This is a genomic window from Pantoea cypripedii (genome assembly GCF_011395035.1).
In the GTDB taxonomy this organism is placed as follows: Bacteria; Pseudomonadota; Gammaproteobacteria; order Enterobacterales; family Enterobacteriaceae; genus Pantoea; species Pantoea cypripedii_A.
Genome location: NZ_CP024768.1, coordinates 3794436 through 3821119 on the forward strand (window position 1 = coordinate 3794436; position 26684 = coordinate 3821119).

The following is a 26684-nucleotide window of genomic DNA, read 5'->3' on the forward strand; positions in this document are numbered from 1 at the left end:
TCGGCATGGCAAAAGAGCGCGCGTTAACCCTTGAAGCTTTACGTGTGATGGATGCTATTGACCGACGCGGCAGCTTTGCCGCAGCGGCCGACGAGCTGGGACGCGTACCTTCCGCACTGAGCTACACCATGCAGAAACTGGAAGAGGAGCTGGATGTGGTGTTGTTTGACCGTTCCGGCCACCGCACCAAATTCACCAATGTCGGCCGCATGTTGCTGGAACGTGGCCGGGTGTTGCTCGAAGCCGCCGATAAACTCACCACCGATGCCGAAGCACTGGCGCGCGGCTGGGAAACCCACCTCACCATCGTCACCGAGGCACTGGTACCGACTGAACACCTGTTCCCGCTGGTGACCCGGCTGGCGGACAAAGCCAATACCCAGATTTCACTGGTCACCGAAGTGCTGGCCGGTGCCTGGGAGCGGCTGGAACAGGGTCGCGCCGATATCGTGATTGCGCCGGATATGCATTTCCGCGCCTCAACCGAAATCAACACCCGCAAGTTGTACAGCATGATGAGCGTGTATGTGGCAAGCCCCGATCATCCGATCCATCAGGAAGCCGAGCCGCAGTCTGAAGTGACGCGCGTCAAATATCGCGGCATTGCCGTGGCCGACACCGCCCGTGAACGCCCGGTACTGACTGTGCAGCTGCTGGATAAACAACAGCGTCTGACGGTAAGCAGCATGGATGACAAACGCCGCGCGCTGCTGGCCGGACTGGGTGTGGCGACCATGCCCTATTCACTGGTGGAGCAGGATATTGCGGAAGGACGTTTGCGCGTGGTGAGTGCGGAATATACCCGTGAAGTGGATATCATCATGGCATGGCGACGCGACAGTATGGGCGAAGCCAAAGCCTGGTGCCTGCGCGAAATCCCGCGCCTGCTGGCGAAAAAGGGTTAATCCACGGTTATTGGCCTGGTCGGCATCAATGCCGACCCTACAGGCGTAGGGTGCGGATTCATCCGCACCTGGGATTTTACAGGCGGCTCAGACAATCCATAGCCACCGCCTTAAAGCTGGCGAAATCGCCACAGTCGCGCAGCCGCGCCATCGCCCGTTCGCGCAGAAACGTGACGAACAAATCGTATATCGCCATCGCCTCTTCATATTCGCTTTTGCTGATCGCCAGCAGGAAAATCACCGAGGCGGTTTCATCGCCCCAGCTAATCCCCTGGGGGGCCAGCACGGTGTAGACCACGGTTTTTTTCGCCAGCAGGCCCAGCGAGTGCGGCAACGCAATCCCCTCCCCCAGCATGGTGCTGACAATCGCTTCGCGCTCCTCAACCGACGGATAAAAATCGTCGTCAACATAGCCTTCCTGTTGCAGCTGGTCACACAGCTGGCGAAACAACGCCGATTGCGTCATCGGCTGATCCACCACCAGAAAATGTTGGGCGTCGAAGTATTTCTCCAGCATGTAAGGGCGGGTGCGATCCACCAGCACCAGCTTGCCCAGCTGCTCCAGCTGGAATTCGGTGGGAAAGGGTGACATCACCACCACCGGGCTATTTTTCTCGCTCAGCCGCGCGGTGGAGATAACGAAATCTTCTTCAATAAAATCGAGCGCCTCATATTCACGTTGCGACAGGCGCGCCGTCACCTGCAATTGCGGATACTTACGCAGCAGCAGCGCCTCAATCATCCTTAGCGTGGAATTACCGCTATCGCATACCAGCAGCACCTGCGGATGGCGCTGATAGCCCACGTCATAATGGCGCTCCAGCCCCACGCCGATGTGCAGCACCAGAAAACCGATTTCGTTTTCGCTGATGGTGTACGGCGTATATTTGCCCCAACTGGTGACCGCTGCCAGCGTCATGTCATAGGCCATCGGGTAATGCTGCTTGATGTTGTTCAGTAACGGATTGGGGATATGGATCTGGTAACGCACCCGGGTGATCATGGTTTTAATATGGGTGAGCAAATCGGCGCGCAGCTGCTCATCCTGTTGCAGCCGGTAGTTGTAGTGGGTGTTGATGTAACTCAGCAGATAATCCACCAGCGCATCGGCATCGTCGGCGTTGATGGTACTGGGTGCCAGCGCCTGAATCTGGCGTGCGGCGATATTGACGCGCAGCCAGTTCTCTTCCGCCTGTGAAATGGGTTTGCCGACCAGCGGCAGCATCAGGTTAACCAGCTGGTGTGCCGCTTCACGCACCTCTTCCCCCACATCCTCGGCTCCGGGATCGTTCAGCGGAAAGCCCTCGCTGATACGCCGCACCGCCACCGCACAATAGATTTGCAGATAGCGCTCGCCTTCATCGCTCAGACGAATGGCGTGATGGGTAAAGCATTGCTGCAACAGCGGTTGCAGCTGCTCCAGCATTCCGCTGTGCAGGGCTTCCACCGTCAGCAGCGGGCTATCCGGCGTTTCCTGATCGATCTGCCACAGCAGGTCGGTCAGGCAGGTGCGAATCGCCGCTTCGCTGCCAAACAGCTTCATGCCGTAGCGTGGCTTGGTTTCGATATTCAGGTGATAGCGCCCCAGCCATTCACGCACCTCAGCCATATCGCTTTGCAGCGTGGCCCGGCTGACAAACCACTCTTCCGACAGATCTTCCAGTTTGAGCGAATAAGCCGCCGTCAGGAAGCGGCTGAGCAGATAGCGCACGCGATCCGGCGAAGTGCGCGGCACCCGCAGCGGTGCGGCGGTTTGTGCCTGCAACTGACCAAAACGCCGTGCATCTTCCACTTTCAGCTGATATCCCGCGCCACGCGCCAGCACAAACTGCGCGCCATGCTGCGCCAGCAGTGCATTCAACGCCGTAATGTCGGTACGCACCGTGCGCGTAGAGACGGAGAAACGCCGCGCCAGCTCATCCTGCGGCAGCGTTTCATTTTGCAGAGCAGCGAAAAGTTGGGCCAGACGCTGGTTAGGGAATCTCAAGGGGCTTCACCTGTGACTTATGTGTTACAACAACTTCTTGCACGTTGCCAGCAGCTGACGGACATCGTCAATGCGCGTGTCGCCAGTGGCGCTATCGATAATTGAACTATAGACATGCGGAATCACTTTACTGACACCCGCTTCCAGCGCAATGCGAACAATTTCCTCAAAGTTGCTGAGATCGATGCCGCCGGTCGGTTCCAGCCAGAAGTCGTGACGCGCACAGGCTTCTGCCACGGCACGGTATTCGTCCACCGCTTTCAGTCCACCCATCGGGAAATACTTCACCGAGCTGCCCCCCATATCCTGCAGCAGCGCGATGGCGCTAGCGATCGGCACGATGGCATCTGGCCCCTGCGCACTGCGCGGTCCGGTAGAGATTTTTACCAGGCCAGGCGTGCCAGTGGGGGAAATCAGCCCGTTGACCACGGTTTCATTCTGCCCGAGCAGCGCACGGCTGGTGGCAACGCCGGTAAACACCTGATTGACATGCTGCGGCTGAATCGCGGCGGCAATCGCGCTCACCATCGCCGACTGATGCGGATCCCCGGCACCCAGCCCAACGGAAATGGCGTTATCAATCAGTGCAGCGTACTCGCGCATATCGGCGATGGCCGCCTCGGTGGTGGCGTAGTTTTTTGATAATACGCCCACCAGCACATGGCCTTCGGCTGCCTGCCAGATGTCGCGCGCATTTTGCTTTGAACCCGCCAGTACATTGAGGCACAAACGGCCCTGATAAAAATTCGGTGTCAGAGTCATGCCTGTTTCTCCCCGTTGAGCAACGCCTGGATGGCGGTAAAAATGGTATGCAGCTGATCGGCGCTGACGCTGCGTACATCAGCTTCAATAATGCCTTCGTTGGCTTTGTAGCCGCGGAAGTAGATGGCGATAACGCCGGTTTTCAGCGCCTGTACCAGCTCGCCGGTGCCCCAGCCTGTCTGCGCTTCGTCAAATTTAATCTCGGCGCGTGCAATGTCACGTCCGGCGGCATCCCATACCACCCGTGCAGTCACGCCCTTCAGGGTGTTGAGGTTGGCGATAAACGGCGTCATTTTTTCCACCATTTGCGCACCGGTGGTTTTTTCCTGCACCAGATAGTTTTCAATCGCCTGGGTCAGACCAAGGATGCCCTCTTTGCCCACCTTCATGGCGCGACCAATGCCGTTGCTCTGACGTTTCACCCACTCAACATATTGCGTGCGGCCAATCACCAGCCCACTGGTCGGCCCTTCAATCGCTTTCGCGCCGCTGTAGATCACCAGGTCAGCACCCATCTGGTAATAGCACTGCAAATCTTCTTCTGCGGCGGCATCGACAATCAACGGAATACCGTGTTTACGTGCCACCACTGCCGCTTGTTCGACACTGAGATGGCTTTTCTGCACGCAATGATGTGATTTGATGTAGAGCAGCGCGGCCGTAGTCGGCGTAATCGCGGCTGCCAGCTGCTCTGGCGAGCATTCGTTGCTGTAGCCTGCTTCCACCAGCCGTCCGCCGCCTAACGCCACCATGCTCCCCACAGGGGCGCCAAAATTGACGTTATGCCCCTTCGGCACCACGATATCGTGCGGCACGCTCAACGGTGCGGCATGCAGGTTCTCCAGCAGCCAGGCGTTATCTTTGACGATCACCGCCGCCACGCTCTGCGCAATCCCCGCCGAGGCGCAGGACACCACCACCGCATTCTCCACCTGCAACAGCTGCGCGATATACGCACCGGTTTTATCAACCAGATCTTTCATCTCAAAGTAGTGGTTGAGGCCGTATTTCACGGTATCCACCACATCCGCTGCCGGTGTGGATACGCCGAGAATGGTCATCCGACCGGAGGCATTAATGACCTGTTTCAGGCCATATTTTTCATAAATCGAAGACATGATTGGTTTTCCCTTCATCAGTCAGATACCACTGGCCCGCCACTACGGCAGCCAGCGGCAACACATGTTGTTCACCCAGCACCTGTTCGCCTTCAGCATCGACGAACGGGCGAGCTTCTTCTTTGACGGTAAAAATGGTCAGGTCGGCGTCATAGCCCACGGCCAGCCGCCCTTTGTGCATCAGACGCAGCCCCTCAGCGGCTTTCCAGGTGACGCAGTCGATCACCTGAGCCAGCGTCATACCGATGCTGAAAAATTTCGACATCACATGCGCCAGGCTATGCACCGGTCCGTTGATACGGTTGCGGCAGTAAATATCCGAGCTGATGGTGTCAGGCAGAATGCCCTGGGCAATCGCCTGGCGGGCCACCTCAAAGCTGAAGCTGGCGCTGCCGTGACCGATATCCAGCCGCACACCGCGCGCGATGGCGTTTTTCACCGCCGCTTTCAGTTCGCCCTGCGGCGTGAGGATGCGGTTAGGTTTGCCGTTGTAGCAATGCGTGATGATGTCGCCGGAGGTCAGCAGGTCGGCGATCTCTTCCAGCACGGGCGGGTTATTACCGATATGCACCATCAGCGGCAGATTACCGGCAGCCTGCTGAATGGCTTTGGCACGGATTAACGGCTGGATGCCGTTTTCGCCCACCACGCTGCTGCTCATCCGCGCCTTCAGGCCGACAATAAAATCCGGACGACGCTGCACCGCCTGCACCACCGCTTCGCCGTCAATCTGCGCCATATCGGCCAGTTCGTTCTGCGTGACAATGCCGGTGCGGGCAATATTGATTAGCGCACGCACGTCCGTGGTGACCTGGCGCGTAAGCTGATAAAAATCGTCAATGTCATCCGCTCCGGTGCTGCCCGCATCGACCACCGTGGTGACACCCTGCGCCACACCAATGGCATCGGCGTCATCATGGTAAATCGGTGATTTCGGGTAACAGTGCACATGGCTGTCGATCCAGCCGGCGCTGACGTAGTAACGCCCGGCCAGATCGCGTTCCTGTGCTGCCGGGCCGGACACCGTACCCACGGCGGCAATTTTGCCGTCCTGCCACGCGATATCGACCAATTGTTCGTCGCACAAACGCGCACGGCGCAGAATCACATCAAACATATCAACTCCTTAAGCGCGACCCGTTACCAGGCCGCGCACAACATCAGAGAGAAACCGGGAAGATCGCGCCCAGCACCATGGCACCGAGGATCGCGCCACCGGTAATCGGCTTATTCCACAGGTAGAACAGCAGCGCGCCCACCAGCGAGCCGAGTCCGATCGGAATCGACGCCGCCATCGCTGACAGGATGATCAACGGCCCAAGGAATCGGCCAGAGGCGTTACCGGCCCCCATCATCACGTCGGCACCGTAGGTGGAGTCGCTCTGATTAATGGTGAACTTACGCGCCAGGATGATGATGTAGCCAACCGCCAGGCCCAGCACCAGGCCGGTCGCCAGCGAGGCAGCAAAGTTCGCCACCGGGAAGACAATTCCCGCGCCCAGCAACAAGGCCGGAACACCAAGGCCGATACCGGTCTGAATCGCCCCGCCGATGTCGAGAATCCCCACCAGCGATCCTTCAATAATGCGGGCGAACAGGAAGCTGGCACCAAAGGCCGCGACCGCACCGTAGACGCCGGTTTCCATGCCGGAACGCAGCATCGAGACAAACGCCACCTCGTTAAAGGCACCGATGCCGTACAGGTAGTACATATGCGTACCGGCAAATACCCCGGCGGAGAGCAGGCCAACAAAGATCGGGAATGACCAGTCGGCGTACCAGAACCCTTTGTTTTCGTTCATGCTGATGGCTCCTTATTTGCCGCTGAGGCCGTTGTGGATCATGTCCAGCCAGCCAGGAATACCAAGCTGGAAGGATTGCAGCAGTTTCATGTCGAAGCCGCGGAAGAAGCCACTCAGCACAAACAGCAGCACGATGGCAGTCATCATCACTTTGGTGACTTTGTTCCAGCCGCTCTCCTCGACGCCTTTACCGATCAGGATACCCAGCACCAGGCCAGGTACGGCGTTGCCCATGATCAACTGCGCCAGACCGCCAAAAATGGTGGCCCAGAAGCCCGATTTCTTACCGGCATCAATCGCTGCCAGCCAGAAAATCACCGGCATCACGGTGTTCACCAGCAAGTTAGCCGCAGGGACCAGCACCTTAACGGCGGTGACCTGCAAAGCCGCCGGGACGGCAGAAGCAGTGCTGTTGAGGAAAGCCACCACGATCATGCCGATGATGCCGCAGGCAATGGCCATTTTTTTCGGGTTGTGTAGTGTTTCAGCTACGTTGCGGTTTTTCACCATCAGTGCCGCCGCGCCCCAGTTGGGCAGGATGCGATGGTCAACGTCCTGAGTGAATGAACCCGCCGCCACGGATGAAGCCCAGGCGTTAAAGAAAAAGCCGAGACCAAAGGAGAAGTGCGATGCTGGATCGCCTTCACAGGAGTTAAGCTCGCCCAGCGTACGGAACGCGCCCATGCCCTGCGTGGTAGGGGCGTGAAACATGCGTGCGGCACCTGCTCCGACGCCAACCCCTACCAACCCGCCAATGATTAACGACTTAAACAAAATAATTAAAAACATGCGCTTACCTTTGTTTTTCGTCTGTTGTTAAGGTGTCGCCGTGAATTCCACCTGTTCGGTATCGATCACGGTGACGCTGACGGTTATCTCCAGCTCGACGCTGTAGTTCCGTCGCTCACGCGCGAGGAAAAAGAACAAAAATTTCTCCGTCTTGACGCGTTCCTGCGCGCGCAGCACCCGAACATCCTGAGGTTCAATGCGCAGCAGAATCTTTTGCGTGGTGCGCAGCACTTGCTGCTGCACCCGGCTCAGGGCATCGGCAAAGGCTTTGGCTTTGGTGTCGCCAGCGCCCTGTACCGTCACCTGAGTCACGTATTGTTGTTTCATGCTTAGCTGCCGTGTTTTTTCGTCCAGGCCTGCACCAGCCGTTCACCCAGCTCTTCTTTGTCCATAAAGCCGAAGCCAAGCACCGTCGCGCCTTCGTTGATCGCGGTAACACCTTCATCAATCGAACGCATGCCATGTTTCGCTTTGTAGCCATATTTGTTCTGTGCGGTGATGGCACCTGCGCCGCCGCTGCCGCAGAAGGAGATGCCAAAGTCGGCGTTTTCGGCTTTCATCACGTCGCCAAGCTTCATATCCGCCGCCACACCCGGCACCACCACCGCACGGCCACCGGCTTTCTCGACGCCCGCTGCCACTTTTTGTCCTTTACCCAGACGATCGCCAATCACTACTGTTACCATGTTCAATTCCTCTTAAAATTTCTGACTAATTCGACCTTGCCACTTCAATGTGAACCGACAATAACCACGCCTCTTCGCGTGGCAGGTTGCCGAACAGATCCACCACCTGCTGTGCCAGCGCCATCGTCTCGGGTGAGATATCCTCAAATAGCTCCGCTTCCACTTCCGGTAAGGCTTCCCCGGTGAGGGAGCGCGAGGCCATGGCCCGCACGTGTGAGGTCAGCATTAGCTGCTGCACCGCATTGGGTTCGATGTGGTGTGCCGCATACAGCGCGGCAATCTGCGTCATCACGTTATCCGCCAGAGCCTGAATCGCTTCCGGCGTGCTCTGTTTCAGCGGAACTGCTTCACTACTCACCTGGCTCACTCCTGTTTACAGCGGACAATGACCGTTAATTCGCGTTAAAAATAAATTATCCTGTCCACCGGACGGTGTGGAGACGCATCTTTTCCACCTCAAAGTGGAAATCATGCGGGCGACTGTGCGCCAGATCGCAGGATGCACGAAGAATGCAAAATACATCACATTTCGCACAGAATGATGGGGATATGGGGCAGAATCGGGCGGGTTATGCCTGGGAATAAGGCCAGCCAGATGGCTGGCCTGGCTGTCAGCGGAATTTCTTATGGTTGGCGTTGCGAATATCTTCCAGTTTCTTCGCTTCGGTTTTGGCCTCGTCCAGTTTGTTGGCCTGAGCCAGCTGATCAACCACATCAATCTGGGCGATCAGCGAATCCAGTCCGGCGTGGAAATCCTTGATCTGAGCGCTATCAGCAGGCTGACCTTCCAGCTTTTCCGGCGTGGATTTTTTCGCATCCTCCGCCGCCTGGCGCATCTTGCCGAGCGCGGTGTGCATTTCCTGGGCATCGGAGGTTTTTTTCACCGTTTTCAGCCCATCATTCAAAGTATGCATATCCTGCTCCAGATCAGCCGCATACAGGCTGGCACTGGAGAACAACAGCGACAGAGACAACATTGCAATCACATGCTTACGCATCGTTCATTCCTTTATTATTGTGGAGATAAAAAAGGCAGCCTTGCGGGCTGCCTTCAGGAAGCGATGTCATTACTGCCCGGCGATCTTCATCTCCGGAAGCAGCACCGATCCACACTGGATGTTGCTGCGGGTTTCAATATCGTTGCCGACGGTGACCATATTGCGCCACATGTCCTTCAGATTTCCGGCAATGGTGATTTCACTGACCGGATACTGGATTTCACCGTTCTCAACCCAGTAACCTGCCGCACCACGCGAATAGTCGCCGGTGATGGCACTCACGCCCTGGCCCATCAGCTCCGTCACCACCAGACCACGGCCCATCTGCTTCAGCAAATCGTCAAAGCTATGGCCCTGACCGGCAATGCGCCAGTTGTGAATACCGCCTGCATGGCCGGTGCTTTGCAGGCCGAGCTTACGCGCGGAATAGCTGGTCAGCAGCCAGTTTTGCAGCACACCATTTTTGATAATGTCACGCGCCTCGGTACGTACCCCTTCGCTATCAAATGGCGTCGAGGCCAGCCCCTTCAGCAGGTGCGGCTTCTCTTCGATAGTCAGCCATTCCGGCAGGATCTGGGTGCCCAGCGCATCGAGCAGGAAAGTCGATTTGCGATAGACGCTGCTGCCGCTGATGGCTCCCACCAGATGACCAAACAAGCCCGTTGCCACTTCCGGCGCGAAAATCACCGGTGCTTTCATGGTGGAAAGCTTGCGCGGAGCCAGGCGTGACAGCACGCGACGGGCGCATTCGGCGCCCACCCACTCAGCACTTTGCAGATCGTGAATATCACGGCCAATGGTGTAGGCGTAATCACGTTCCATCTCACCGTTTTGTTCCGCAATCACGCAGCTGGACAGTGAATGGCGGCTGGAGCAGTAGCTCTGCAACATGCCGTGGCTGTTGCCGAACACTTTGATGCCCACATGGCTGTTGAAGCTGCCGCCTTCGGTGTTGGTAATACGTTTGTCTGCCTGTAACGCGGCTTGTTCTGCCTGCGCAGCCAGTTCAATCGCACGATCGGCGTCGATCTCCCACGGATGGTAGAGATCGAGATCCGGGGCGTCGAACGCCAGCAGGTCGCGATCCGCCGGACCCGCATACGGATCAGCTGAGGTGTAGCGGGCAATATCGATCGCCGCCTGAACGGTTCGCTTGATGGCGTCCGGGCTGAGGTCGGTGGAGGAAGCACTGCCTTTACGATTCTGGTGATAAACGGTGATGCCGAGCGCGCCATCGCTATTGAATTCGACGTTTTCCACTTCGCCGTAGCGGGTACTGACGCCGATGCCGGTGGTTTTCGTGACCGCCACTTCTGCGCCATCGGTGCTGGCTTTCGCCAGTTCCAGCGCCTGTGCGACAGCCTGTTCCAACACTTTACGTTGTTCTGCAACCTGAGTAGATACGTTCATCGACCTGCCGTCTAATCTTATGTATGAATATTTTGAGTCTATCAGACTCAGAGAACAATTTCGCAGTCCCCCGATAAACTGGTAGGATTAGCCTCTTTTTTTTAGGGAGCCAAGAGATGACCAAGCAACCCGAAGACTGGCTCGATGATGTGCCGGATAATCAGGAAGAAGAAGACGAAGAGATTATCTGGGTCAGCAAAAGCGAAATAAAACGCGATGCCGAGGAGCTGAAACGCCTGGGTGCCGAGTTAGTTGAACTGGGGAAAAATTCCCTCGACAAAATTCCACTCGACGAAGATTTACGTGCCGCCATTGAACTGGCGCAGCGTATCAAGAAAGAAGGCCGTCGCCGCCAGTTGCAGCTGATCGGTAAGATGCTGCGCGCCCGTGATGAAGAGCCGATTCGTCTGGCGCTGGATAAACTGAAAAACCGCCACAACCAGCAGGTCGCGTTGTTCCATAAACTGGAGAATTTGCGCGATCGTTTGATTGAGCAAGGTGATGATGTGATGGCCGAGGTGGTGAACCTCTATCCGCAGGCCGATCGTCAGCAGCTGCGCAGCATGATCCGCAATGCGCAGAAAGAAAAAGCGGCGAACAAGCCACCCAAGGCAGCACGCCAGATTTTCCAGTATCTGCGCGAACTGGCAGAGGCTTAACGCATTGTAGCGGCGCGATTTATCGCGCGTGTCTGTGCCATGGCACATTAAAAGACGCGCGATTAATCGCGCCGCTACACATTAACGCCCCAGGCGCTCCAGCAGTTTCTGATGAATCCCGCCAAAGCCGCCGTTGCTCATCACCAGAATCGAATCCCCTGGCTGCGCGACTTTCGCCACCATTTCTACCAGCGTATCGATATCGGCACTCCAGTGAGCAGGCTGGATGCAGGCATCCGCCACATCGGCAACCTGCCACGGAATATGGTGCGGCTGGAACAGGAACACTTCATCGGCACGTCCCAGTGACGGTGCCAGCTCATTCTTGCTGACGCCCATTTTCATGGTGTTCGAACGCGGTTCCAGCACCGCCAGAATACGTGCCGTGCCGCCCACTTTGCTGCGCAGCGCGGCCAGGGTGGCGAGGATCGCCGTTGGATGATGGGCAAAATCGTCATAAACCTTGATGCCGTTGACGTCGCCACGCAGCTCCAGGCGGCGGCGTGCATTGATAAAGCGTCCCAGCGCTTCACCGGCATCGTCCGGCTTGACCCCCACATGACGTGCTGCGGCCATCGCCATCAGGCCGTTATGCATGTTGTGCTCGCCCACCAGACCCCAGTTCACTTCCGCCACTTTCTCGCCATCAAGCCAGGCTTCCCAGCGAGAGGCATCCGGCGTCAGTTTTTTCGCCTGCCAGTGGCCGTTGTCACCCACCGTTTCCTGCTCACTCCAGCAACCCATGGCCATCACCTGCTTCAGGTTATGATCGTGTTCCGGCAGCAGGATCTTGCCCTGGCCCGGTACGATGCGGATCAGATGATGGAACTGTTTCTGGATGGCACGCAGATCGTCAAAGATATCCGCATGATCGAATTCCAGATTGTTGAGGATCAGTGTGCGCGGGCAGTAATGCACAAACTTGGAACGCTTATCGAAAAAGGCGCTGTCGTACTCATCCGCCTCAATAACGAAGAACGGGCTTTTTCCTAATTTTGCCGAAACATCGAAATTTCCTGGTACACCACCAATAATAAAGCCCGGTTCAAGGCCACAAGCCTCAAGAATCCACGCTGCCATGCCGGCTGTGGTGGTTTTACCGTGGGTTCCGGCCACGGCCAGCACCCAGCGATCGCGCAGCACGAAATCGTGCAGCCATTGCGGGCCGGAGAGGTAAGGAATGTTGCGTTCCAGCACTGCTTCCACACAGGGATTACCGCGCGTCATCGCGTTGCCGATGATCACCAGATCCGGTGCTGGGTCCAGTTGGCTGGCATCATAACCTTCCGTTAATTCAATGCCTTGCTGCTCCAGCAAGGTACTCATTGGCGGATAGACATTGGCGTCAGAGCCGGTCACTTCGTGGCCAAGTGAGCGCGCCAGCATCGCCAGACCGCCCATAAAAGTGCCACAAATCCCAAGGATGTGAATGCGCATAAAGAGATCCATTACTCAAAAGTTCGGCGCACAGTGTAACGCCGAGTGCAGGTGGAAGAAACGGATTAGGACTATGGTTTTTAAAGTTCAATCGGCTAAACTGCGTACCCATACGTTGGCAGTTTGTTAGAGCTGCTGCCACTCCATCGTAGATTCAGGGAATGTGTTATGAAAACGTTAGGCGAATTTATCGTCGAGAAGCAACACGACTTTCCTCACGCCACAGGTGAACTGACGGCGCTGATTTCAGCCATCAAGCTGGGTGCGAAAATTATCCACCGCGATATCAACAAAGCGGGTCTGGTGGATATTCTCGGTGCCAGTGGCGTGGAAAACGTACAGGGTGAGCAGCAGATGAAGCTGGACCTGTTCGCCAACGAAAAGCTGAAAGCAGCACTGAAAGCGCGTGGCATTGTGGCGGGTATCGCTTCCGAAGAGGAAGATGAGTTCGTCATCTTCGAAGGAGTGGAGCACGGCAAATACGTGGTGTTAATGGACCCGCTGGACGGTTCTTCCAACATCGACGTTAACGTTTCCGTTGGCACGATTTTCTCGATCTACCATCGTATATCTGCGCCGGGTACCCCGGTGACCGAAGCTGATTTTATGCAGCCAGGTAGCAAGCAGGTTGCCGCAGGTTACGTGGTGTATGGTTCCTCCACCATGATGGTGTACACCACCGGTGTAGGCGTGCACGCCTTTACCTACGATCCTTCACTGGGGGTGTTCTGCCTGAGCCACGAACGTATGACCTTCCCAGAGAAGGGCTACACCTACTCCATCAACGAAGGTAACTACATTCGCTTCCCGCAGGGTGTGAAAAAATACCTGAAGTTCTGTCAGGAAGAGGATATCGCCACTCACCGTCCTTACACCTCACGCTACATCGGTTCCCTGGTGGCAGACTTCCACCGTAACCTACTGAAAGGCGGCATTTATCTCTACCCAAGCACCGCCAGCCATCCGAAAGGTAAGCTGCGTCTGCTGTATGAATGCAACCCGATGGCCTTCCTGGCAGAGCAGGCGGGCGGTAAAGCCAGCGACGGTAAAAACCGTATCCTGGATATCCAGCCAGAAACCCTGCACCAGCGCTGCCCGTTCTTCTGCGGCAACGACGCCATGGTGGATGACGTCGAGCGTTTCCTGCGTGAGTTCCCGGACGATCATCAGGGCTGATTGGTATCACTTACGGAAGCCCGCGTGATGCGGGCTTTTTGTTGCTGGTAAAAATCGTCAATTTCTTTCTCAGCTTTCCTGCGCCCCCATTTCCCGACCGGGAAATGCCCCAGGCCCAGTACGTAAAACAGCACACCTACCACCAGGAAAAGTAATCCGGGTGCCGTGGCGTGGGTGCCAACAAAAATAGCAAAGAATATAATAATCACACCCAAACCTACGAAAGTCGCCGCCTCTAAATATCGTTCCGTGATTTTTTTAGGATTAATAAAAACCTCACCAGCATCATTCATACTGAGATAATGTCGGTGCATGGAAAAGTATTTATTACTCTTTATTTCGCTGGAGTGGTCGATAATTTTAATCACTTCATCCTGAATATGACGATTCTCAATGCCATACATTCTTTGATTGACCAACTGCGTGTATTGGCGAGAGAGTCGGTGGCGTTCCTCATTGCTCAGGAATTCGTTATCCAGCTGGCTGACAATGAACTTTATTCTGTTATTCAAGGTATTTTTGAGAATATGCTCAAGCTTAATCTGTGAAAAAACACTTTTCAGCACACCAAGGATGAGGAAGAAAACTAAAACTAAAACGGTATTAACAGGATCATTCTTGATGGCATTTAACAAGGTAGCAATATTCTCGACCACGGTAGAAATCATTATCGTCTCCCTGATATATATTTCTGATTAACATAGCAGAATATTATCAGTGATGTGGCGATTAATGTGTAATGGCGCGATAGATCGCGCCGTTACAAAACATGCCTTAATTTACACCGTCGTTATGCGGAACTGCGCCATAGACGCCTGCAACTGCTGCGACTGCGCTTCCAGCGATTGTGTCGCGGCGCTGGCTTCCTCCACCAGGGCGGCGTTTTGCTGCGCCACTTCATCCATCTGCGTCACCGCCTGATTCACCTGCTCAATACCGCGGCTTTGCTCCTCAGATGCAACCGAAATCTCCTTCATCAGCGCCGTGACACGCATCACTTCACTGGAGATTTCATCCATGGTTTCACCCGCCTGCGTGGCCATGTCAGTGCCCTCTTTGACCCGGACCTGCGATTCGCTAATCAACTCACGAATCTCCTTCGCGGCGGTGGCGCTGCGGCCTGCCAGGGTACGAACCTCATTCGCCACCACGGCAAAACCCCGTCCCTGCTCACCGGCACGCGCCGCTTCCACGGACGCATTCAGCGCGAGAATATTGGTCTGGAACGCGATGCCATCAATCACGCCGAGAATATCGGCGATACGGTCGGAACTATGGGTAATTTCCCGCATCTTCTCCATCACATAACACACCACTTCGGCACCGCGATCGGCAGTATCCGAAACGCTGTTCGCCAGCTGGTGCGCCTGATGGGCGTTACTGGCGTTGAGGCGCACCGTTGCGGTGAGCTGCTCCATGCTGGCGGCAGTTTGCTCCAGCGAGGCCGCCGATTCTTCAGTGCGCTGCGACAAATGCACCGTCCCTGCCGCCAGTTCACGGCTGCCAACATCAATTTGCAGGCTGGCTTCGCGTACCTGACTGACCGAATCACTCAAGGCCAGCTGCATGGCAGCCAGCGCCTGATTGAGTCGACCCAGTTCATTATTGGCGGTTGCCGGCAGTGCCTGCGATAAATCCCCCTCTGCGACTTGTTGCAGATGCCCAATCGCCCCCTCCAGTGGACGCAGTAACAAACGACGCAGCAACTGCCATGCCAGCACAATCATCAGCAGTGTCATCAGCACTGCGACGCCAATCAGGACTTTCATCTGTATTTCGTTGCGCGCGGCCTGGGCCAGTCGATCGGCTGACACCTGATCGGCATAGCGGCTGAAATCCTGCACCGCTTTGGCGTAATTGGCGGCCAGCGTCGAGAGATTGCCCTCCAGCACCGTGTAATATTCATCGGTATATTGCTTCTGCAACGCATCCATCATCGGTGAGATGCCCTGTTGCAGATAGGCAGCAAAGCTGGCGGCCACTGCATCCGCCAGCGCTTTACCCTGTGCCGTCACCGTGCCAGCATCGACAAAATCCTTCAGGTGCTGCTGCGAAGTGGCGACATCAGCCTGCGCAAGTTTGGTCACTGCGGCCCCCTCATCCAGCAGGCCGATTTCGATCTTACGCACCGCCAGAGCGCCACTGGCGCGGGCGCGCATCAGATCTGCGTTGCTCTGGTACAGGCTGTTGAGTTCAACGCCCTGGATGCGATTGATAACATCCAGCGACTGGTTACCTGCGTTGATGGCGTAAATGCCCAGGGTGCTGACCGCCAGCAGCAGCAGCGTCATAAAAGCGAGTAAAGTGAGTAGACCGGTCCGTATTGATAAATTTTTGATCATGATAGTACCCGTGTGTATGAAAAAAGGCAGAAATCCAGCAGCCCTAAAACGGATAAGTTATCGGCAGTCACTTTGCTAAACTTTAACCACTGTTGATGGTCAATGGGCTGATGATCACCCGACCTTCAGAATGGCTAAAGTCACTTTCATCCCGAATAAGGAATATCACGATGTATAAAAGGTTGCTGGTTGCCTGTCTGTTACTGAGTGGTTATGCGGCTGCGCAGGAAAATACTATCGACCAGCAGTTACAGCAGTGCCTGAATAAGGAATCCAGCACTGTCGCGCTAACGCAATGTTACGACAGTGCAAATAAAGCATGGGATCAGGAGATGAATCAGCAATACGAGCAGGCAATGAAAAAATTAACCGGTGAACCTAAAGCCAAATTGCGTAGCGCCCAACGTGCCTGGCTGGCTTACCGCAACAGCTGGCTGGATGCCAGCAAGAGCTATTTCTTTGCCAACCAGGGCACGATGGCGTCGCTCTCGGTGGGGGCACAGGGCGTCAGCCTGGTGCGCAATCAGGCCCTGATGCTGCAATCAATTAACAAAGGCAGTTGCGCCAATCCCGATGATTGTTGATAAATGGGGGCGGTAAAAAAAACCGCTTCGCGCTGGTCGTTGCCAGTGCCCCTTCAATCCTCTGGGAGAAATCATGGCTGCTTATGCCTCCACCATTATTCTGGTTTGCCTCGCTGTGCTCAGTTATTTCGTTCATAACAACGCTGTCACCATCTCGATTCTGATTCTGCTGGTGATCAAAATTACCCCGCTGGCACAATTCTTCCCCTATGTGGAAAAACAGGGAATTCAGCTCGGCATCATTATTCTTACCGTGGCGGTGATGGCCCCACTGGCCAGCGGCTCACTGCCCGCGTCCTCGCTGATTAAGTCGTTCGCAAACTGGCAATCGATTGTGGCAATTCTGGTAGGTGTGTTTGTGGCCTGGCTTGGTGGCCGTGGCGTGCATTTTATGAGCGCACAACCTTCGGTGATTGGCGGCTTGCTGATTGGGACGGTGATTGGTGTGGCCTTCTTCCGCGGCGTTCCAGTCGGACCCTTGATTGCCGCAGGTATCGTCTCGTTGTTTGTCGCGGCGAAGTAAGCGGCTGGACCATTCCGAAACGCCAAAAAGGGGGCATACTTTCAGAGTCAGTTGGCTATAATAGCCGACACTCAACTTACGACTAATGAAGGAAAGCCAGATGAGTTTGAACCAGGTGCCCGCAGGTAAAGATCTGCCAGAAGATATCTATGTCATCATCGAGATCCCGGCCAATGCCGATCCGATCAAATATGAAGTAGACAAAGAGTCTGGCGCCCTGTTTGTAGACCGTTTCATGTCTACCGCCATGTTCTATCCGTGCAACTACGGTTACATCAACCACACCCTGTCTCTGGATGGTGACCCGGTTGACGTACTGGTGCCGACCCCGTATCCGCTGGAGCCGGGTTCTGTGATCCGTTGCCGTCCGGTTGGCGTGCTGAAAATGACCGACGAATCCGGTGAAGATGCCAAACTGGTGGCCGTACCGCACACCAAGCTGAGCAAAGAATACGATCACATCAAAGATGTGAACGATCTGCCGGAACTGCTGCGTGCACAGATCACCCATTTCTTTGAACACTACAAAGATCTGGAAAAAGGCAAATGGGTTAAAGTTGACGGCTGGGATAACGCCGAAGCGGCCAAAGCCGAGATCATCTCTTCCTACGAGCGCGCGCAGAAGAAATAATTCTGCTGCCTCCCGCGCATAAAAAAACACCGTCCAACTGGACGGTGTTTTTATTTATGCATCTGATTCGTCGTCACGCTGCAACCAGTCACCACTGATGATGCGCGTGCGACCGGTAACCGGACGCTGGTAAACGTACAGCCAGGCGCTGCCGAAGGGCGTCTGGATTAACTGGCGTTTGTATTCGCCATTTTTGGTGCGCAGGGCATCCAATTCGCCAAGGGTGATAGCGTCGATGCGATACACCTCGCAAAAGACATTACCCTCACCCTCAACCACGCCGGGGTAGTGACCGAGATTGTAGAGTTCGTACCCTTCAATCTGGTGGTCACCAAGCCATTGCGCATTCGTCATCCAGTGACTGTTTCCCTGTTTGCGCCGTAAACTGCCGTAGACAATTATTCGCATTGCTAAAACTCAAACTGATAGAGCAAATCCAGTGCCTGATCAACACCAGACACGGCTTCCAAATAAAGTTTGGGCATCAGGCGATAACGCAAGGTTAAGGTCGCCAGTGAATCAAATATGCCAACACCGTATTTTACTTGCAGACCCGGTAGCACATAACCGCTCACCTGCACCTGTTGGCTATCGCCAACGCCGGTGGTATCAAGCGCAAGGTTACTGACGCCGAACGTCTCACCGATTTTACCCATAACCTGCCCACTTTGTGCAACCCCCAGGCCAATTAACGCTGAAGTTAGTGCATTACTGTCACCATTAGCATCAAGTCCCTGACCACGTAACAGATAAGACAGCGCCTCCTGCTGCGACATCGTCGGGTCGGAGAAGATTTCGACTTTTGGCTCATCAGCTAACCCGGTGACACGGATACCTGCGGTGACGTCATCCTCAGTAGAATCCGGGTTACGAATAGCTTCCAGGTTCAGATAGGGCTGATCCGGCGGTCCGGCAAATTGCAGCTCACCTTTGCGCACAATCAGATCCTGACCATAAGCGTGGAAGCGACCATCCGGGATATTAATCTGGCCGTTTAAGCCGAGCCCGGTTCTATCCTGCACCAGCTTCAGATCACCGTTCAGCTTCGCTTTCAGGCCAAAGGCAGACAGGCGGACATCGTTACCCACATGGATGACCAGATTGCTGTTAATCGGGATCGCCGTGGTTTTTGGCTGAATCGGCTTCAGGTTCTGGTCCAGCATGACCTCATCCGACGACACGCCGGTCGCACTTTCCGGTACTTCCTGCACTGTGATGCGCGCCCACGGAATATCGACCCGGCCATCAAGATTGAAGGCGGCGGGTGTCGCTTCAAATACCAGGTCTGGCGACACGTCCATACGCACCATCGGTGGCACGGTGACGCGCACCCGGCTGCCCTGCGCAGCAATACGCGCTCGCCAGTTATTCAGCTGGCTCCAGTCAGCGTTACCGTTGAGATTGATGTTGCCCTGCGCGGTCTGAATCAACCCATTAAGGGTAGAACTCATGCCGTTAAACACCATGTTGAGATTGGCGGCAGTGAGGGCAACCGGCATAAAGCTGGCTTCTACGTTTACGCCGCTTAAGCCCAGCTGACCAAACACCTGCGGCTGTTGCAGAGTGCCGCCAAGGCGCAGGGCGCTGTTGAGGCTGCCTTTGATTTTCTCACCCTGCATCAATGCCGGGTTGAACATCGCCAGCGAAATATTGTTGATATTAACGTTACCCGACAGCTGGCGACGCTTCTGCGGATCGGCAATTTGTACGTCACCACTCAACTGACCATTGTTGGCGATACGAATCAGCCAGTCGAGTTGGGCACGGCCATTGCGCAGTGCGGCGTTCAGGTTCAAGGTATCGAAAGCGATCGGCAAGGTGTTGCCCTGCACATCCTGCTCCACTTTAACGCCATTACCCTTCAGCGAGACAGTGCCGGTTGGCAACGCGCCGTCGGCAGTCCAGTTAACCCGTGCATCACCGCTGAACACCCCTGCCAGTTTGGTTTCATCCGTCAGGAACGGTTTAAGCATCGCCAAATCAAAGCGGCTGAGCACCACGTGCGCATGACCATTGGCTCCTGCTTCAATCGGTTCCGGCACGCAGAGTTGCGCGTTCGGATTCTGCCAGCAGTGTGGCCCAATGGTGGCAGTCTGCTTGCTGTTGAGATAATCAATTGCCATGGCACGCGTCAGACGCCACTCGCCCACCGGGGTATCGAAGCGGGTGTTATTCAGCGAGCCCTGCCAGTGCTGGGTTTTGCGATCAAAGCTGCCATTCAGCGCCAGCTGGCCGGAGACCGGTTCACCCTGCACCTCAAGTTTTAGCTGATGCTGCTTCTCGTTGCCGTCGGCATTGAGCGTCAGCAATTTAATCGCCAGCGCATCCTGTTTTAGCTGCTCCACCCGCAACTGCAATTTACCCGCTACCTGGTCACTGGATTTCACATCCCCCTGCAGCATCACGCGCGCAATTTGCAGCTGCTGCCAGCGCAGGCCAGTGGCGGTGAGATCGGCCAGCAGCTGCGGAGCCTGTAGCGTCCCGCGAGCCTTGATGGTGCCTTTCGCCACCCCGCCGAGGCCCGGTAACGCGTTGTCGAGATGCGGTGCATCAATATTGGCGTCCAGATTCAACGCATCACCCAGTTCGCCTTTGACGTCCACATGGTTACGTCCCAGCACCAGGTTTATACCCGGGATTTTCCACTGGTTGTAGCTATTGCCGGTCAGAGAGCCGTCAGCACTCACCGCGTTCTGTTTTACGTTACCTTTCAGCTGCAACTGCGGCACGCTCAGCTGCCAGCTGCCGCCGTACAGGCTACCGCGCGTGGCGATTTTACCATCCAGCTTCGCCGGCCAGTCCGGGTATTGTTTTGCCGTGTTGATACCCGACAGCGTCAGTTCACTGCGCCAGCTAATCGCTTTGCTCCAGTCCACCAGCGCGGTCAGGTCAATATTGCCCTGCAACGCCGCCACGCGCAGTTTGTCGAGGCTGAACTGCTGCACATTCCCTTTGCCATCAAGAGAAATATCCGCAGGCGGCACGCCTTCACCCTTCACAGCAGTACGCAATGACATCACATAATCGGTGGCTTTGCCCCTGAACTGATAATCCAGATTATCGGCCTGATATTGCACCGGACCGGTCAGCGGCCAGCGCAGTTGCGGGCTGGCAAGTTTGAGCGATAACGGCAACCCAGCTACGGCAGGCTGTGCCGCAGCATCCAGCTGCGCCTGTACCGGGCCGGACAAATTGAGCGCCAGTTTCAGCTCATCACGCAGCGCACCGCTGAGATTCATTTTAATCTTCTCGCCCTTAATCGGGTCGAGATTCACCGCACCGTTAAGGGCAAAGTTTACCGGCCAGTTATCCGCCAGAGTGGCATCGCCGCTGGCGTTGAGTTGCCCCTGAGTCGAATCCACCGCGAAGGTTTCCAGTTGCAGATGACGATCGGCAGTCCGGGCCTTCAGCAACAGGCTGTTAATGGTGACATCGGTATCGCCAGTAATACGCAGCTGTTTGCCCGTCAGCTCCTGCACGGTGATATCCAGCGGCAGCTGAAAGTCCGGCAGGGCAGGCAGCAGCGGTTGCGCGAACATCGCCTGCAACGTCTCACCCAGCGGTTTTTCATCCGGCTTAGGCTGCTGCACTTTCGGCTGCACCACTTGCTCATCCGCCACTTTGGCTGCTTTCGGCAGTGCAATCAGCAAACTTTCGATATGGGTAGGCAAAAGTTGAAGGTCACGATTCTGCCAGTGCATGCCGGTGGTGAAATCGAGCAGCGAAATCGCCGTGTCATCCACTTTGACATTGATGTTGTGCAGCCCGACTTTACTCAGCGTGATGGGATAAGGCGTGCTGAGGTTGGTGCTGCCGCTCTCCTGCTCCGGCGGGGTGGCGCTGGCCGGTGCCATTTGTTTGCTATCCACCACCACGCTGACATCCTGCAACGCGATGTCGTTAACGCATACCGACGAGTGCAGCAGGCAGTTGAGATTGAGCGCCAGATGGAAGCGCCCGGCATCGACGCTGACCCCCGGCATGGTGTACTTCACTCCGCTCAGCGTCAGATCGCGCCAGCCACCTTCAACCTTGTTGATCGACAAACCCGGCACCCAGCGATCGGCCCCCTTCAGGAGCAGATGCAAACCCGGAGTGGTGCCAATCAGGAAAGCCACGCTGCCAAAGATCAGCAGCAGAAAAATACCAAAACCAATCAGGACCTTTTTCCACAGCTTCATAGTTCAGGCCCCAGTCCGATATAAAATTGCACTCCGTGCTCCTCACTATCACCAATCGGCCGGGCGATATCGAGTTTGATCGGCCCGACCGGAGAGGCCCAGCGCACACCGAAGCCCGCACCGGTTTTGAAGTTGCTTTGTTTGATATCGTTAACCGCTTCACCGGAGTCGATAAACACCGCTCCCCACCATTTGCCGCTCACGTTGTATTGATATTCGAGCGAACCGGTCGCCAGTTTGGATGCACCGGTCAGCTTGCCATTGTCATCACGTGGCGAGATGCCCTGATATTTGTAGCCGCGAATACTGCGGTCACCCCCGGCGAAGAAGCGCAGGTCAGGTGGCACTTTGTCGAAGTCGTTGGTTTCGATCCAACCGAGATTGCCGCGTATCACAAAACGATTTTTCTCACCCAGGGTACGGATCCAGACGTTTTGCGCCTGCAGGATCAGGAAATCGACATCCGATCCCCAGGTGGTATCCGACACATCGGCGGAATAGCGCTGCGAGTCACCCCAGGTGGGCATCAACCCCCCGCGTGAACGCGTGCGGCTCAGGCTGACACCTGGATAAATCAGCATGGTGGTGTTGGTGACGCTGCCCTGGGTAAAGTGATCGAGGCTCCAGCGCAGGTTGACCGCGCGCTGCCAGCCACTGCTGCTGTCCCAGTTACGTGATACGCCGAGCGTATTGGTATCGGCTTTGGTATCGTTCAGATCGGTGCGTTTCACCCCGGCGGAGAAGGTATAGTACTGTTCCAGCGGGCTTTTCAGCAGCGGGACTTTGTAGCTCAGATCGATCTGCTGTTCCGGAGCAGAAATATAGGCACTGGTGGTCAGGCTGTGGCCGCTGTCGTTGATCCAGGGCTTTTTCCAGGTGCCTTTCAGACGCGGGCCAACATCGGTGGAATAGCCAATACCGGTTTCCAGCGTATTTTCTACCCGTGGGGAGACCACTGCATTGAGTGGCAGTACCTTCGTCTCACGCCCTTTGGCAAACTCCGGGGCCACCACCACCGAATTGAACCAGCCGGTGGCGGAGAGGCGACGGTTCAGCTCAGCCAGATCGCGTGAGCTGTACGGATCACCCTTTTTGAACGGCACCAGATTGCGCAGGTAGGCTTCCTGAATCTGCGAGCCCTGGAAAGTGACATCGCCAAAGCGATAGCGCGGACCACTGTCGTAGTCGATATCCCAGAAAGCCTCGCGACGTTCGACTGATACACCAAGCTGGCTTTGCTTAAAGTCACCATCAAAATAACCATTACGCAGTGCCAGGCTGGAAAAACCGCTTTTAAATCTGTCGTAATCACCGTGGTTAAGCTGTGTGCCCACTTTGGGCGTGCCCTGCTTAACCCAGGCCTGGTAATCGGGATCGTTTTTCGCCGCACCTTCCACCACGATGGTGCTGCCACCAATCTTTACCGGCTCTCCTGCCGTGACGCGCGCGATCAATACCGGACGTCCACCCTGTGGCGGTGCCGGACGCGATTCAAAATCAATTTGCGTTTCATAGTAACCGAGCGCGCGCAGGCCTTCTTTAACCGCCACGGAAACGCGTGCGCGGAAACGGCCATCGTTAGAAACTTCGTCGCTACCAATGGTGGAGAGACGTGCCCTGACGTTTTTCTCTAAATCCCCGGATAAACCTTCCAGCTGCAATCGCACCTTCGCCGCCTGAAGGGCGGGTGCAACCAGCAGCAGGCTGGCTATGCAATAAACATGAAATCGTGGCACGCTTACTCCTGTTAATAATGCCTGCCCCTATTCCGCAGGGCATGTATCTGTTTCGTGGGTAAAATCCAGTGCAGGCATACCCATCAGCATAGCCGCTCTTTTCCCCGAACAGCTGTGTAAACGCGGCAATTAAGCCAAATCGTCACTATTGTCGGCAAATGACGGGATCGATACAACAACGAAGCGGTGCTTCTGCGGTTTGTCGGCACGCACTCAGACTAATCTTAAGCCGCCTGACGTCTCCGCTAGCGGCATCATAAGCGCTGCTGCTATAATCAGCGTCCTGCAGGCAACACCTGCATTCATTTCTGCCCCGACGCTTAACTGCCTTGTCGAATTGGCGCAGACATTTTTGGCACGGATAGCCCTGTTTGATTGGTGAGTACCGGACGTACACCCATTCCCATGCTGCCCAGGCCAAAAATGACAAGTGATTAACCCAACGGATCTTTTATGCTCGATAGCTTACTTGTCATTCTTTTACTGATTATTATCAGTGCGTTTTTCTCCCTCTCGGAGATCTCGCTGGCTGCTGCCCGCAAGATCAAGCTGAAACTGCTGGCCGACGAAGGCAATATCAACGCACAGCGTGTCCTGAAGATGCAGGAGACGCCCGGTATGTTCTTCACCGTGGTGCAGATCGGCCTTAACGCCGTGGCCATCCTCGGCGGTATCGTCGGCGATGCCGCGTTTTCACCGGCTTTCAGTTCGCTGTTCAATCGTTTTATGTCACCGGAGCTGGCCGATCAACTGAGCTTCATCTGCTCCTTCACTATCGTCACCAGCCTGTTCATCCTGTTTGCCGATTTAACCCCGAAGCGGGTGGGCATGATCGCGCCGGAAACCATTGCGCTGCGCATTATCAATCCGATGCGTTTCTGCCTGTTGGTCTTCCGTCCGCTGGTGTGGCTGTTTAACGGCCTCGCAAACGTCTTCTTCCGCATTTTTAAACTGCCAATGGTGCGTAAAGATGACATCACCTCCGATGATATCTACGCGGTGGTGGAAGCAGGAGCGCTGGCCGGGGTGCTGCGTAAGCAGGAACATGAGCTGATTGAAAACGTGTTTGAGCTGGAGTCGCGCACCGTACCGTCTTCAATGACGTCACGCGAAAATATCATCTGGTTTGATCTGCATGAAGACGAGAGCAGCCTCAAAACGAAAATCGCCGAACATCCTCACTCGAAATTCCTCGTCTGCGATGGCGATATCGACCATATCGTCGGCTATGTCGATTCCAAAGAGCTGCTGCTGCGCGTGCTGGGCAACCAGAGCATGGCGCTGAATAGCGGTGTGCAGATTCGCTCCGCGCTGATTGTGCCGGATACGCTGACGCTGTCTGAAGCGCTGGAAAGTTTCAAAACGGCGGGTGAAGACTTCGCGGTGATCATGAACGAATACGCGCTGGTGGTCGGCATTATTACCCTGAATGATGTGATGACCACGCTGATGGGTGACCTGGTGGGCCAGGGTCTGGAAGAACAGATTGTGGCGCGTGATGAAAATTCATGGCTGGTGGAAGGCGGTACGCCTATTGATGACGTGATGCGCGTGCTGCATATCGATGAGTTTCCGCAGTCGGGTAACTATGAAACCATCGGCGGCTTTATGATGTATATGCTGCGTAAGATCCCGAAACGAACCGATTTTGTGAAGTTTGCCGGCTTTAAGTTTGAAGTGGTGGATATTGACAGCTATCGCATCGACCAGCTGCTGGTCACACGTATCGATGAGCGCCCGCCGGTGCTGAATGTCGCTAAAAATGCGGGGACTGATGCAGATGACAGCTCCTCTGTGGAAAACGCGCGATGAATCGCGCCGCGACAAAAATTCAGGGCGCCATCGGCGCCCTTTCTTTTGCTTAGTTGTACTCAGCTTGTAGTCGCAGTACCTGGCGGTTGATTTCAGACATCACGCTCAGATGCTGTATGTCTTTGACGCGAGGGATAAGCACCTTCCCTTTATCGAATTCGAATGCGCCTACGTCCTTGATATACAACCTTCCTTTAAATAGCGTTTTTACGTATTTCGCAATTTGCAGCGGATTATAACGCTGGAAGATCTTCATGTTGTTCTAACTCCTGTACAGAAATAAAACGCTTCTTCGTTGCCAAAATCGGTACGAGCCCATGAAGCGCAAATGAGGCCTAAACTATAGAACATCCTGCGCTGCGGATGTTCCGAAAAAATGAATTTTTTACTGAATTGACACATCATTACAGAACACTCTGTTATCGAGCTCACAGAATCCAGTATAAACCTTCAGTGATTAAGGAATTGTGGCGTCGGTTACAAAGCTGTTAACTCGTCGCGACAGGGCGCATCATCCACGCTTAATATTGCAGGAACATGACCAACTGGTCGGATCACCAAGGAGCCACATTTATGCGATTGCCACACATGGTGTTAGCACTGGCACTACTTCTGCCCAATCTCGCTGCGGCACATCTGTTCAAACAAGGCGAGCGTGTCCCTGCGGTCGGCGTCAATGACAAAGGGGAACTGATCTACCTTCAGGACAAGTTCAGCTATCGTCCGTGGAATAGCGCGCAGCTGGTAGGCAAAGTGCGCGTCATCATGCATATCGCCGGGCGTTCTTCAGCGAAAGAAATGAATGCAGCATTGATTGAAGCCATTAAAGCCGCCAAATTGCCACACGACCGCTACCAGACCACCACCGTGGTCAATACTGACGATGCCATCCCCGGCACCGGCATGTTTGTGCGCAGCAGTATCGAAAGCAATAAACAGCAGTATCCGTGGTCGCAATTCATTGTCGATAGCAATGGCAACGCGCGCAAAGCCTGGCAGCTGGAGGAAGGAGGCTCCGCAATTGTGGTGCTGGATAAGAATGGACGGGTGCAATACGCCAAAGATGGCGCACTGACGCAGCAGGAAGTTCAGCAGGTGATCACGTTACTGCATAAGCTGCTGTCGTAACGACGCGATAAATCGCGC

Annotated in this window: 26 protein-coding genes; 8 read left to right on the plus strand and 18 right to left on the minus strand. The window is 55.3% G+C overall.

The window, feature by feature from the left end; all coding sequences use genetic code 11:
• Window positions 1–5 precede the first annotated feature (5 nt).
• Window positions 6–905: a LysR family transcriptional regulator gene (locus CUN67_RS17615; RefSeq protein ID WP_208716582.1), complete on the plus strand. Its 900-nt coding sequence runs from the start codon at window positions 6–8 to the stop codon at window positions 903–905.
• A 76-nt stretch (window positions 906–981) separates the two neighbouring features.
• On the opposite strand, the gene CUN67_RS17620 is transcribed toward CUN67_RS17615, so the two are convergent.
• The 11 genes from CUN67_RS17620 to pmbA form a co-directional block, all read right to left on the minus strand.
• The gene (locus CUN67_RS17620; RefSeq protein ID WP_208716584.1) at window positions 982–2892 is read right to left on the minus strand and encodes a BglG family transcription antiterminator; all 1911 of its coding nucleotides are present in this window, start codon (window positions 2890–2892) and stop codon (window positions 982–984) included.
• A 24-nt stretch (window positions 2893–2916) separates the two neighbouring features.
• On the minus strand, window positions 2917–3654 hold the full coding sequence (gene dagF, locus CUN67_RS17625; protein ID WP_208716586.1) for a 2-dehydro-3-deoxy-phosphogluconate aldolase: 738 nt from the start codon (window positions 3652–3654) through the stop codon (window positions 2917–2919).
• A complete protein-coding gene (locus tag CUN67_RS17630; RefSeq protein ID WP_208716588.1) occupies window positions 3651–4772 on the minus strand; it encodes a DgaE family pyridoxal phosphate-dependent ammonia lyase in 1122 nt (373 codons plus the stop codon). The genes dagF and CUN67_RS17630 overlap by 4 nt, the downstream gene beginning before the upstream one ends.
• Window positions 4756–5889 (minus strand): amidohydrolase/deacetylase family metallohydrolase, encoded by a 1134-nt coding sequence (locus tag CUN67_RS17635; RefSeq protein WP_208716590.1) that lies wholly within the window; start codon window positions 5887–5889, stop codon window positions 4756–4758. Before CUN67_RS17635 ends, CUN67_RS17630 begins: the two co-directional genes overlap by 17 nt.
• 43 nt (window positions 5890–5932) lie before the next feature.
• Window positions 5933–6574 carry a DUF4310 family protein gene (locus CUN67_RS17640; RefSeq protein WP_084877060.1) on the minus strand — a complete coding sequence of 214 codons (642 nt, stop codon included), beginning with the start codon at window positions 6572–6574 and terminating at the stop codon, window positions 5933–5935.
• Window positions 6575–6586: 12 nt separating this feature from the next.
• Complete coding sequence (locus CUN67_RS17645; RefSeq protein WP_208716592.1) at window positions 6587–7363, minus strand: DUF4311 domain-containing protein; 777 nt, start codon at window positions 7361–7363, stop codon at window positions 6587–6589.
• 27 nt (window positions 7364–7390) lie between these two features.
• Window positions 7391–7690 (minus strand): DUF4312 family protein, encoded by a 300-nt coding sequence (locus CUN67_RS17650; protein WP_208716594.1) that lies wholly within the window; start codon window positions 7688–7690, stop codon window positions 7391–7393.
• A gap of 2 nt (window positions 7691–7692) precedes the next feature.
• Complete coding sequence (locus CUN67_RS17655) at window positions 7693–8049, minus strand: SFCGS family glycine-rich protein (RefSeq protein ID WP_084877066.1); 357 nt, start codon at window positions 8047–8049, stop codon at window positions 7693–7695.
• Between the two features lie 25 nt (window positions 8050–8074).
• A complete protein-coding gene (locus CUN67_RS17660) occupies window positions 8075–8407 on the minus strand; it encodes a glycine dehydrogenase (RefSeq protein ID WP_208716595.1) in 333 nt (110 codons plus the stop codon).
• A 253-nt stretch (window positions 8408–8660) separates the two neighbouring features.
• Window positions 8661–9047: a cytochrome b562 gene (cybC, locus tag CUN67_RS17665; RefSeq protein ID WP_208716597.1), complete on the minus strand. Its 387-nt coding sequence runs from the start codon at window positions 9045–9047 to the stop codon at window positions 8661–8663.
• A 69-nt stretch (window positions 9048–9116) separates the two neighbouring features.
• Window positions 9117–10457, minus strand: a complete 1341-nt coding sequence (gene pmbA / locus CUN67_RS17670) for a metalloprotease PmbA (RefSeq protein WP_208716599.1) — start codon at window positions 10455–10457, stop codon at window positions 9117–9119.
• 116 nt (window positions 10458–10573) lie between these two features.
• Between pmbA and yjgA the strand changes: the two genes are divergently transcribed.
• Window positions 10574–11116, plus strand: a complete 543-nt coding sequence (yjgA, locus tag CUN67_RS17675) for a ribosome biogenesis factor YjgA (protein WP_208716601.1) — start codon at window positions 10574–10576, stop codon at window positions 11114–11116.
• Between the two features lie 81 nt (window positions 11117–11197).
• Here the strand turns inward: yjgA and mpl are convergent, their stop codons facing one another.
• A complete protein-coding gene (gene mpl / locus CUN67_RS17680) occupies window positions 11198–12553 on the minus strand; it encodes a UDP-N-acetylmuramate:L-alanyl-gamma-D-glutamyl-meso-diaminopimelate ligase (protein ID WP_084877080.1) in 1356 nt (451 codons plus the stop codon).
• Between the two features lie 168 nt (window positions 12554–12721).
• Between mpl and fbp the strand changes: the two genes are divergently transcribed.
• Window positions 12722–13729 (plus strand): class 1 fructose-bisphosphatase, encoded by a 1008-nt coding sequence (fbp, locus tag CUN67_RS17685; RefSeq protein ID WP_208716602.1) that lies wholly within the window; start codon window positions 12722–12724, stop codon window positions 13727–13729.
• On the opposite strand, the gene CUN67_RS17690 is transcribed toward fbp, so the two are convergent.
• Both CUN67_RS17690 and CUN67_RS17695 read right to left on the minus strand, forming a co-directional pair.
• Window positions 13720–14397: a phage holin family protein gene (locus tag CUN67_RS17690; RefSeq protein ID WP_208716604.1), complete on the minus strand. Its 678-nt coding sequence runs from the start codon at window positions 14395–14397 to the stop codon at window positions 13720–13722. The genes fbp and CUN67_RS17690 overlap by 10 nt on opposite strands.
• A 111-nt stretch (window positions 14398–14508) precedes the next feature.
• A complete protein-coding gene (locus CUN67_RS17695) occupies window positions 14509–16068 on the minus strand; it encodes a methyl-accepting chemotaxis protein (RefSeq protein ID WP_208717259.1) in 1560 nt (519 codons plus the stop codon).
• Between the two features lie 173 nt (window positions 16069–16241).
• On the opposite strand from CUN67_RS17695, the gene CUN67_RS17700 reads away from it, so the two are divergent.
• From CUN67_RS17700 to ppa, 3 genes are all read left to right on the plus strand, one after another.
• Window positions 16242–16655, plus strand: a complete 414-nt coding sequence (locus CUN67_RS17700) for a lysozyme inhibitor LprI family protein (protein ID WP_208716606.1) — start codon at window positions 16242–16244, stop codon at window positions 16653–16655.
• A gap of 73 nt (window positions 16656–16728) precedes the next feature.
• On the plus strand, window positions 16729–17178 hold the full coding sequence (locus CUN67_RS17705) for a DUF441 domain-containing protein (RefSeq protein WP_208716608.1): 450 nt from the start codon (window positions 16729–16731) through the stop codon (window positions 17176–17178).
• Window positions 17179–17278: 100 nt separating this feature from the next.
• Window positions 17279–17809: an inorganic diphosphatase gene (gene ppa / locus CUN67_RS17710; protein WP_031376399.1), complete on the plus strand. Its 531-nt coding sequence runs from the start codon at window positions 17279–17281 to the stop codon at window positions 17807–17809.
• A 54-nt stretch (window positions 17810–17863) separates the two neighbouring features.
• On the opposite strand, the gene CUN67_RS17715 is transcribed toward ppa, so the two are convergent.
• The 3 genes from CUN67_RS17715 to tamA are packed head-to-tail and all read right to left on the minus strand — an operon-like array spanning window position 17864 to window position 23726.
• On the minus strand, window positions 17864–18217 hold the full coding sequence (locus CUN67_RS17715; RefSeq protein ID WP_208716610.1) for a gamma-glutamylcyclotransferase family protein: 354 nt from the start codon (window positions 18215–18217) through the stop codon (window positions 17864–17866).
• A 2-nt stretch (window positions 18218–18219) separates the two neighbouring features.
• Window positions 18220–21990 carry an autotransporter assembly complex protein TamB gene (gene tamB, locus CUN67_RS17720; protein ID WP_208716612.1) on the minus strand — a complete coding sequence of 1257 codons (3771 nt, stop codon included), beginning with the start codon at window positions 21988–21990 and terminating at the stop codon, window positions 18220–18222.
• The gene (tamA, locus tag CUN67_RS17725; RefSeq protein ID WP_208716613.1) at window positions 21987–23726 is read right to left on the minus strand and encodes an autotransporter assembly complex protein TamA; all 1740 of its coding nucleotides are present in this window, start codon (window positions 23724–23726) and stop codon (window positions 21987–21989) included. The genes tamB and tamA overlap by 4 nt, the downstream gene beginning before the upstream one ends.
• 453 nt (window positions 23727–24179) lie before the next feature.
• On the opposite strand from tamA, the gene CUN67_RS17730 reads away from it, so the two are divergent.
• Entirely contained in the window at window positions 24180–25538 is a 1359-nt protein-coding gene (locus CUN67_RS17730; protein WP_208716614.1) for a hemolysin family protein, read from the plus strand.
• A gap of 49 nt (window positions 25539–25587) precedes the next feature.
• Here the strand turns inward: CUN67_RS17730 and CUN67_RS17735 are convergent, their stop codons facing one another.
• Window positions 25588–25794 carry a DUF1107 domain-containing protein gene (locus CUN67_RS17735; protein WP_208716615.1) on the minus strand — a complete coding sequence of 69 codons (207 nt, stop codon included), beginning with the start codon at window positions 25792–25794 and terminating at the stop codon, window positions 25588–25590.
• A gap of 317 nt (window positions 25795–26111) precedes the next feature.
• Between CUN67_RS17735 and CUN67_RS17740 the strand changes: the two genes are divergently transcribed.
• Window positions 26112–26666 (plus strand): YtfJ family protein, encoded by a 555-nt coding sequence (locus CUN67_RS17740; RefSeq protein WP_208716616.1) that lies wholly within the window; start codon window positions 26112–26114, stop codon window positions 26664–26666.
• Window positions 26667–26684 lie beyond the last annotated feature (18 nt).

Bases quoted from the DNA above. Each gene is read 5' to 3' on its own strand.
- CUN67_RS17615 (WP_208716582.1), top strand. From the start codon at position 6: ATGGCAAAAGAGCGCGCGTTAACCCTTGAAGCTTTACGTGTGATGGAT.
- dagF (WP_208716586.1), bottom strand. From the start codon at position 3,654: ATGACTCTGACACCGAATTTTTATCAGGGCCGTTTGTGCCTCAATGTA.
- CUN67_RS17630 (WP_208716588.1), bottom strand. From the start codon at position 4,772: ATGTCTTCGATTTATGAAAAATATGGCCTGAAACAGGTCATTAATGCC.
- CUN67_RS17635 (WP_208716590.1), bottom strand. From the start codon at position 5,889: ATGTTTGATGTGATTCTGCGCCGTGCGCGTTTGTGCGACGAACAATTG.
- CUN67_RS17640 (WP_084877060.1), bottom strand. From the start codon at position 6,574: ATGAACGAAAACAAAGGGTTCTGGTACGCCGACTGGTCATTCCCGATC.
- CUN67_RS17645 (WP_208716592.1), bottom strand. From the start codon at position 7,363: ATGTTTTTAATTATTTTGTTTAAGTCGTTAATCATTGGCGGGTTGGTA.
- CUN67_RS17650 (WP_208716594.1), bottom strand. From the start codon at position 7,690: ATGAAACAACAATACGTGACTCAGGTGACGGTACAGGGCGCTGGCGAC.
- CUN67_RS17655 (WP_084877066.1), bottom strand. From the start codon at position 8,049: ATGGTAACAGTAGTGATTGGCGATCGTCTGGGTAAAGGACAAAAAGTG.
- cybC (WP_208716597.1), bottom strand. From the start codon at position 9,047: ATGCGTAAGCATGTGATTGCAATGTTGTCTCTGTCGCTGTTGTTCTCC.
- pmbA (WP_208716599.1), bottom strand. From the start codon at position 10,457: ATGAACGTATCTACTCAGGTTGCAGAACAACGTAAAGTGTTGGAACAG.
- yjgA (WP_208716601.1), top strand. From the start codon at position 10,574: ATGACCAAGCAACCCGAAGACTGGCTCGATGATGTGCCGGATAATCAG.
- mpl (WP_084877080.1), bottom strand. From the start codon at position 12,553: ATGCGCATTCACATCCTTGGGATTTGTGGCACTTTTATGGGCGGTCTG.
- fbp (WP_208716602.1), top strand. From the start codon at position 12,722: ATGAAAACGTTAGGCGAATTTATCGTCGAGAAGCAACACGACTTTCCT.
- CUN67_RS17690 (WP_208716604.1), bottom strand. From the start codon at position 14,397: ATGATTTCTACCGTGGTCGAGAATATTGCTACCTTGTTAAATGCCATC.
- CUN67_RS17700 (WP_208716606.1), top strand. From the start codon at position 16,242: ATGTATAAAAGGTTGCTGGTTGCCTGTCTGTTACTGAGTGGTTATGCG.
- CUN67_RS17705 (WP_208716608.1), top strand. From the start codon at position 16,729: ATGGCTGCTTATGCCTCCACCATTATTCTGGTTTGCCTCGCTGTGCTC.
- ppa (WP_031376399.1), top strand. From the start codon at position 17,279: ATGAGTTTGAACCAGGTGCCCGCAGGTAAAGATCTGCCAGAAGATATC.
- CUN67_RS17715 (WP_208716610.1), bottom strand. From the start codon at position 18,217: ATGCGAATAATTGTCTACGGCAGTTTACGGCGCAAACAGGGAAACAGT.
- tamB (WP_208716612.1), bottom strand. From the start codon at position 21,990: ATGAAGCTGTGGAAAAAGGTCCTGATTGGTTTTGGTATTTTTCTGCTG.
- CUN67_RS17730 (WP_208716614.1), top strand. From the start codon at position 24,180: ATGCTCGATAGCTTACTTGTCATTCTTTTACTGATTATTATCAGTGCG.
- CUN67_RS17735 (WP_208716615.1), bottom strand. From the start codon at position 25,794: ATGAAGATCTTCCAGCGTTATAATCCGCTGCAAATTGCGAAATACGTA.
- CUN67_RS17740 (WP_208716616.1), top strand. From the start codon at position 26,112: ATGCGATTGCCACACATGGTGTTAGCACTGGCACTACTTCTGCCCAAT.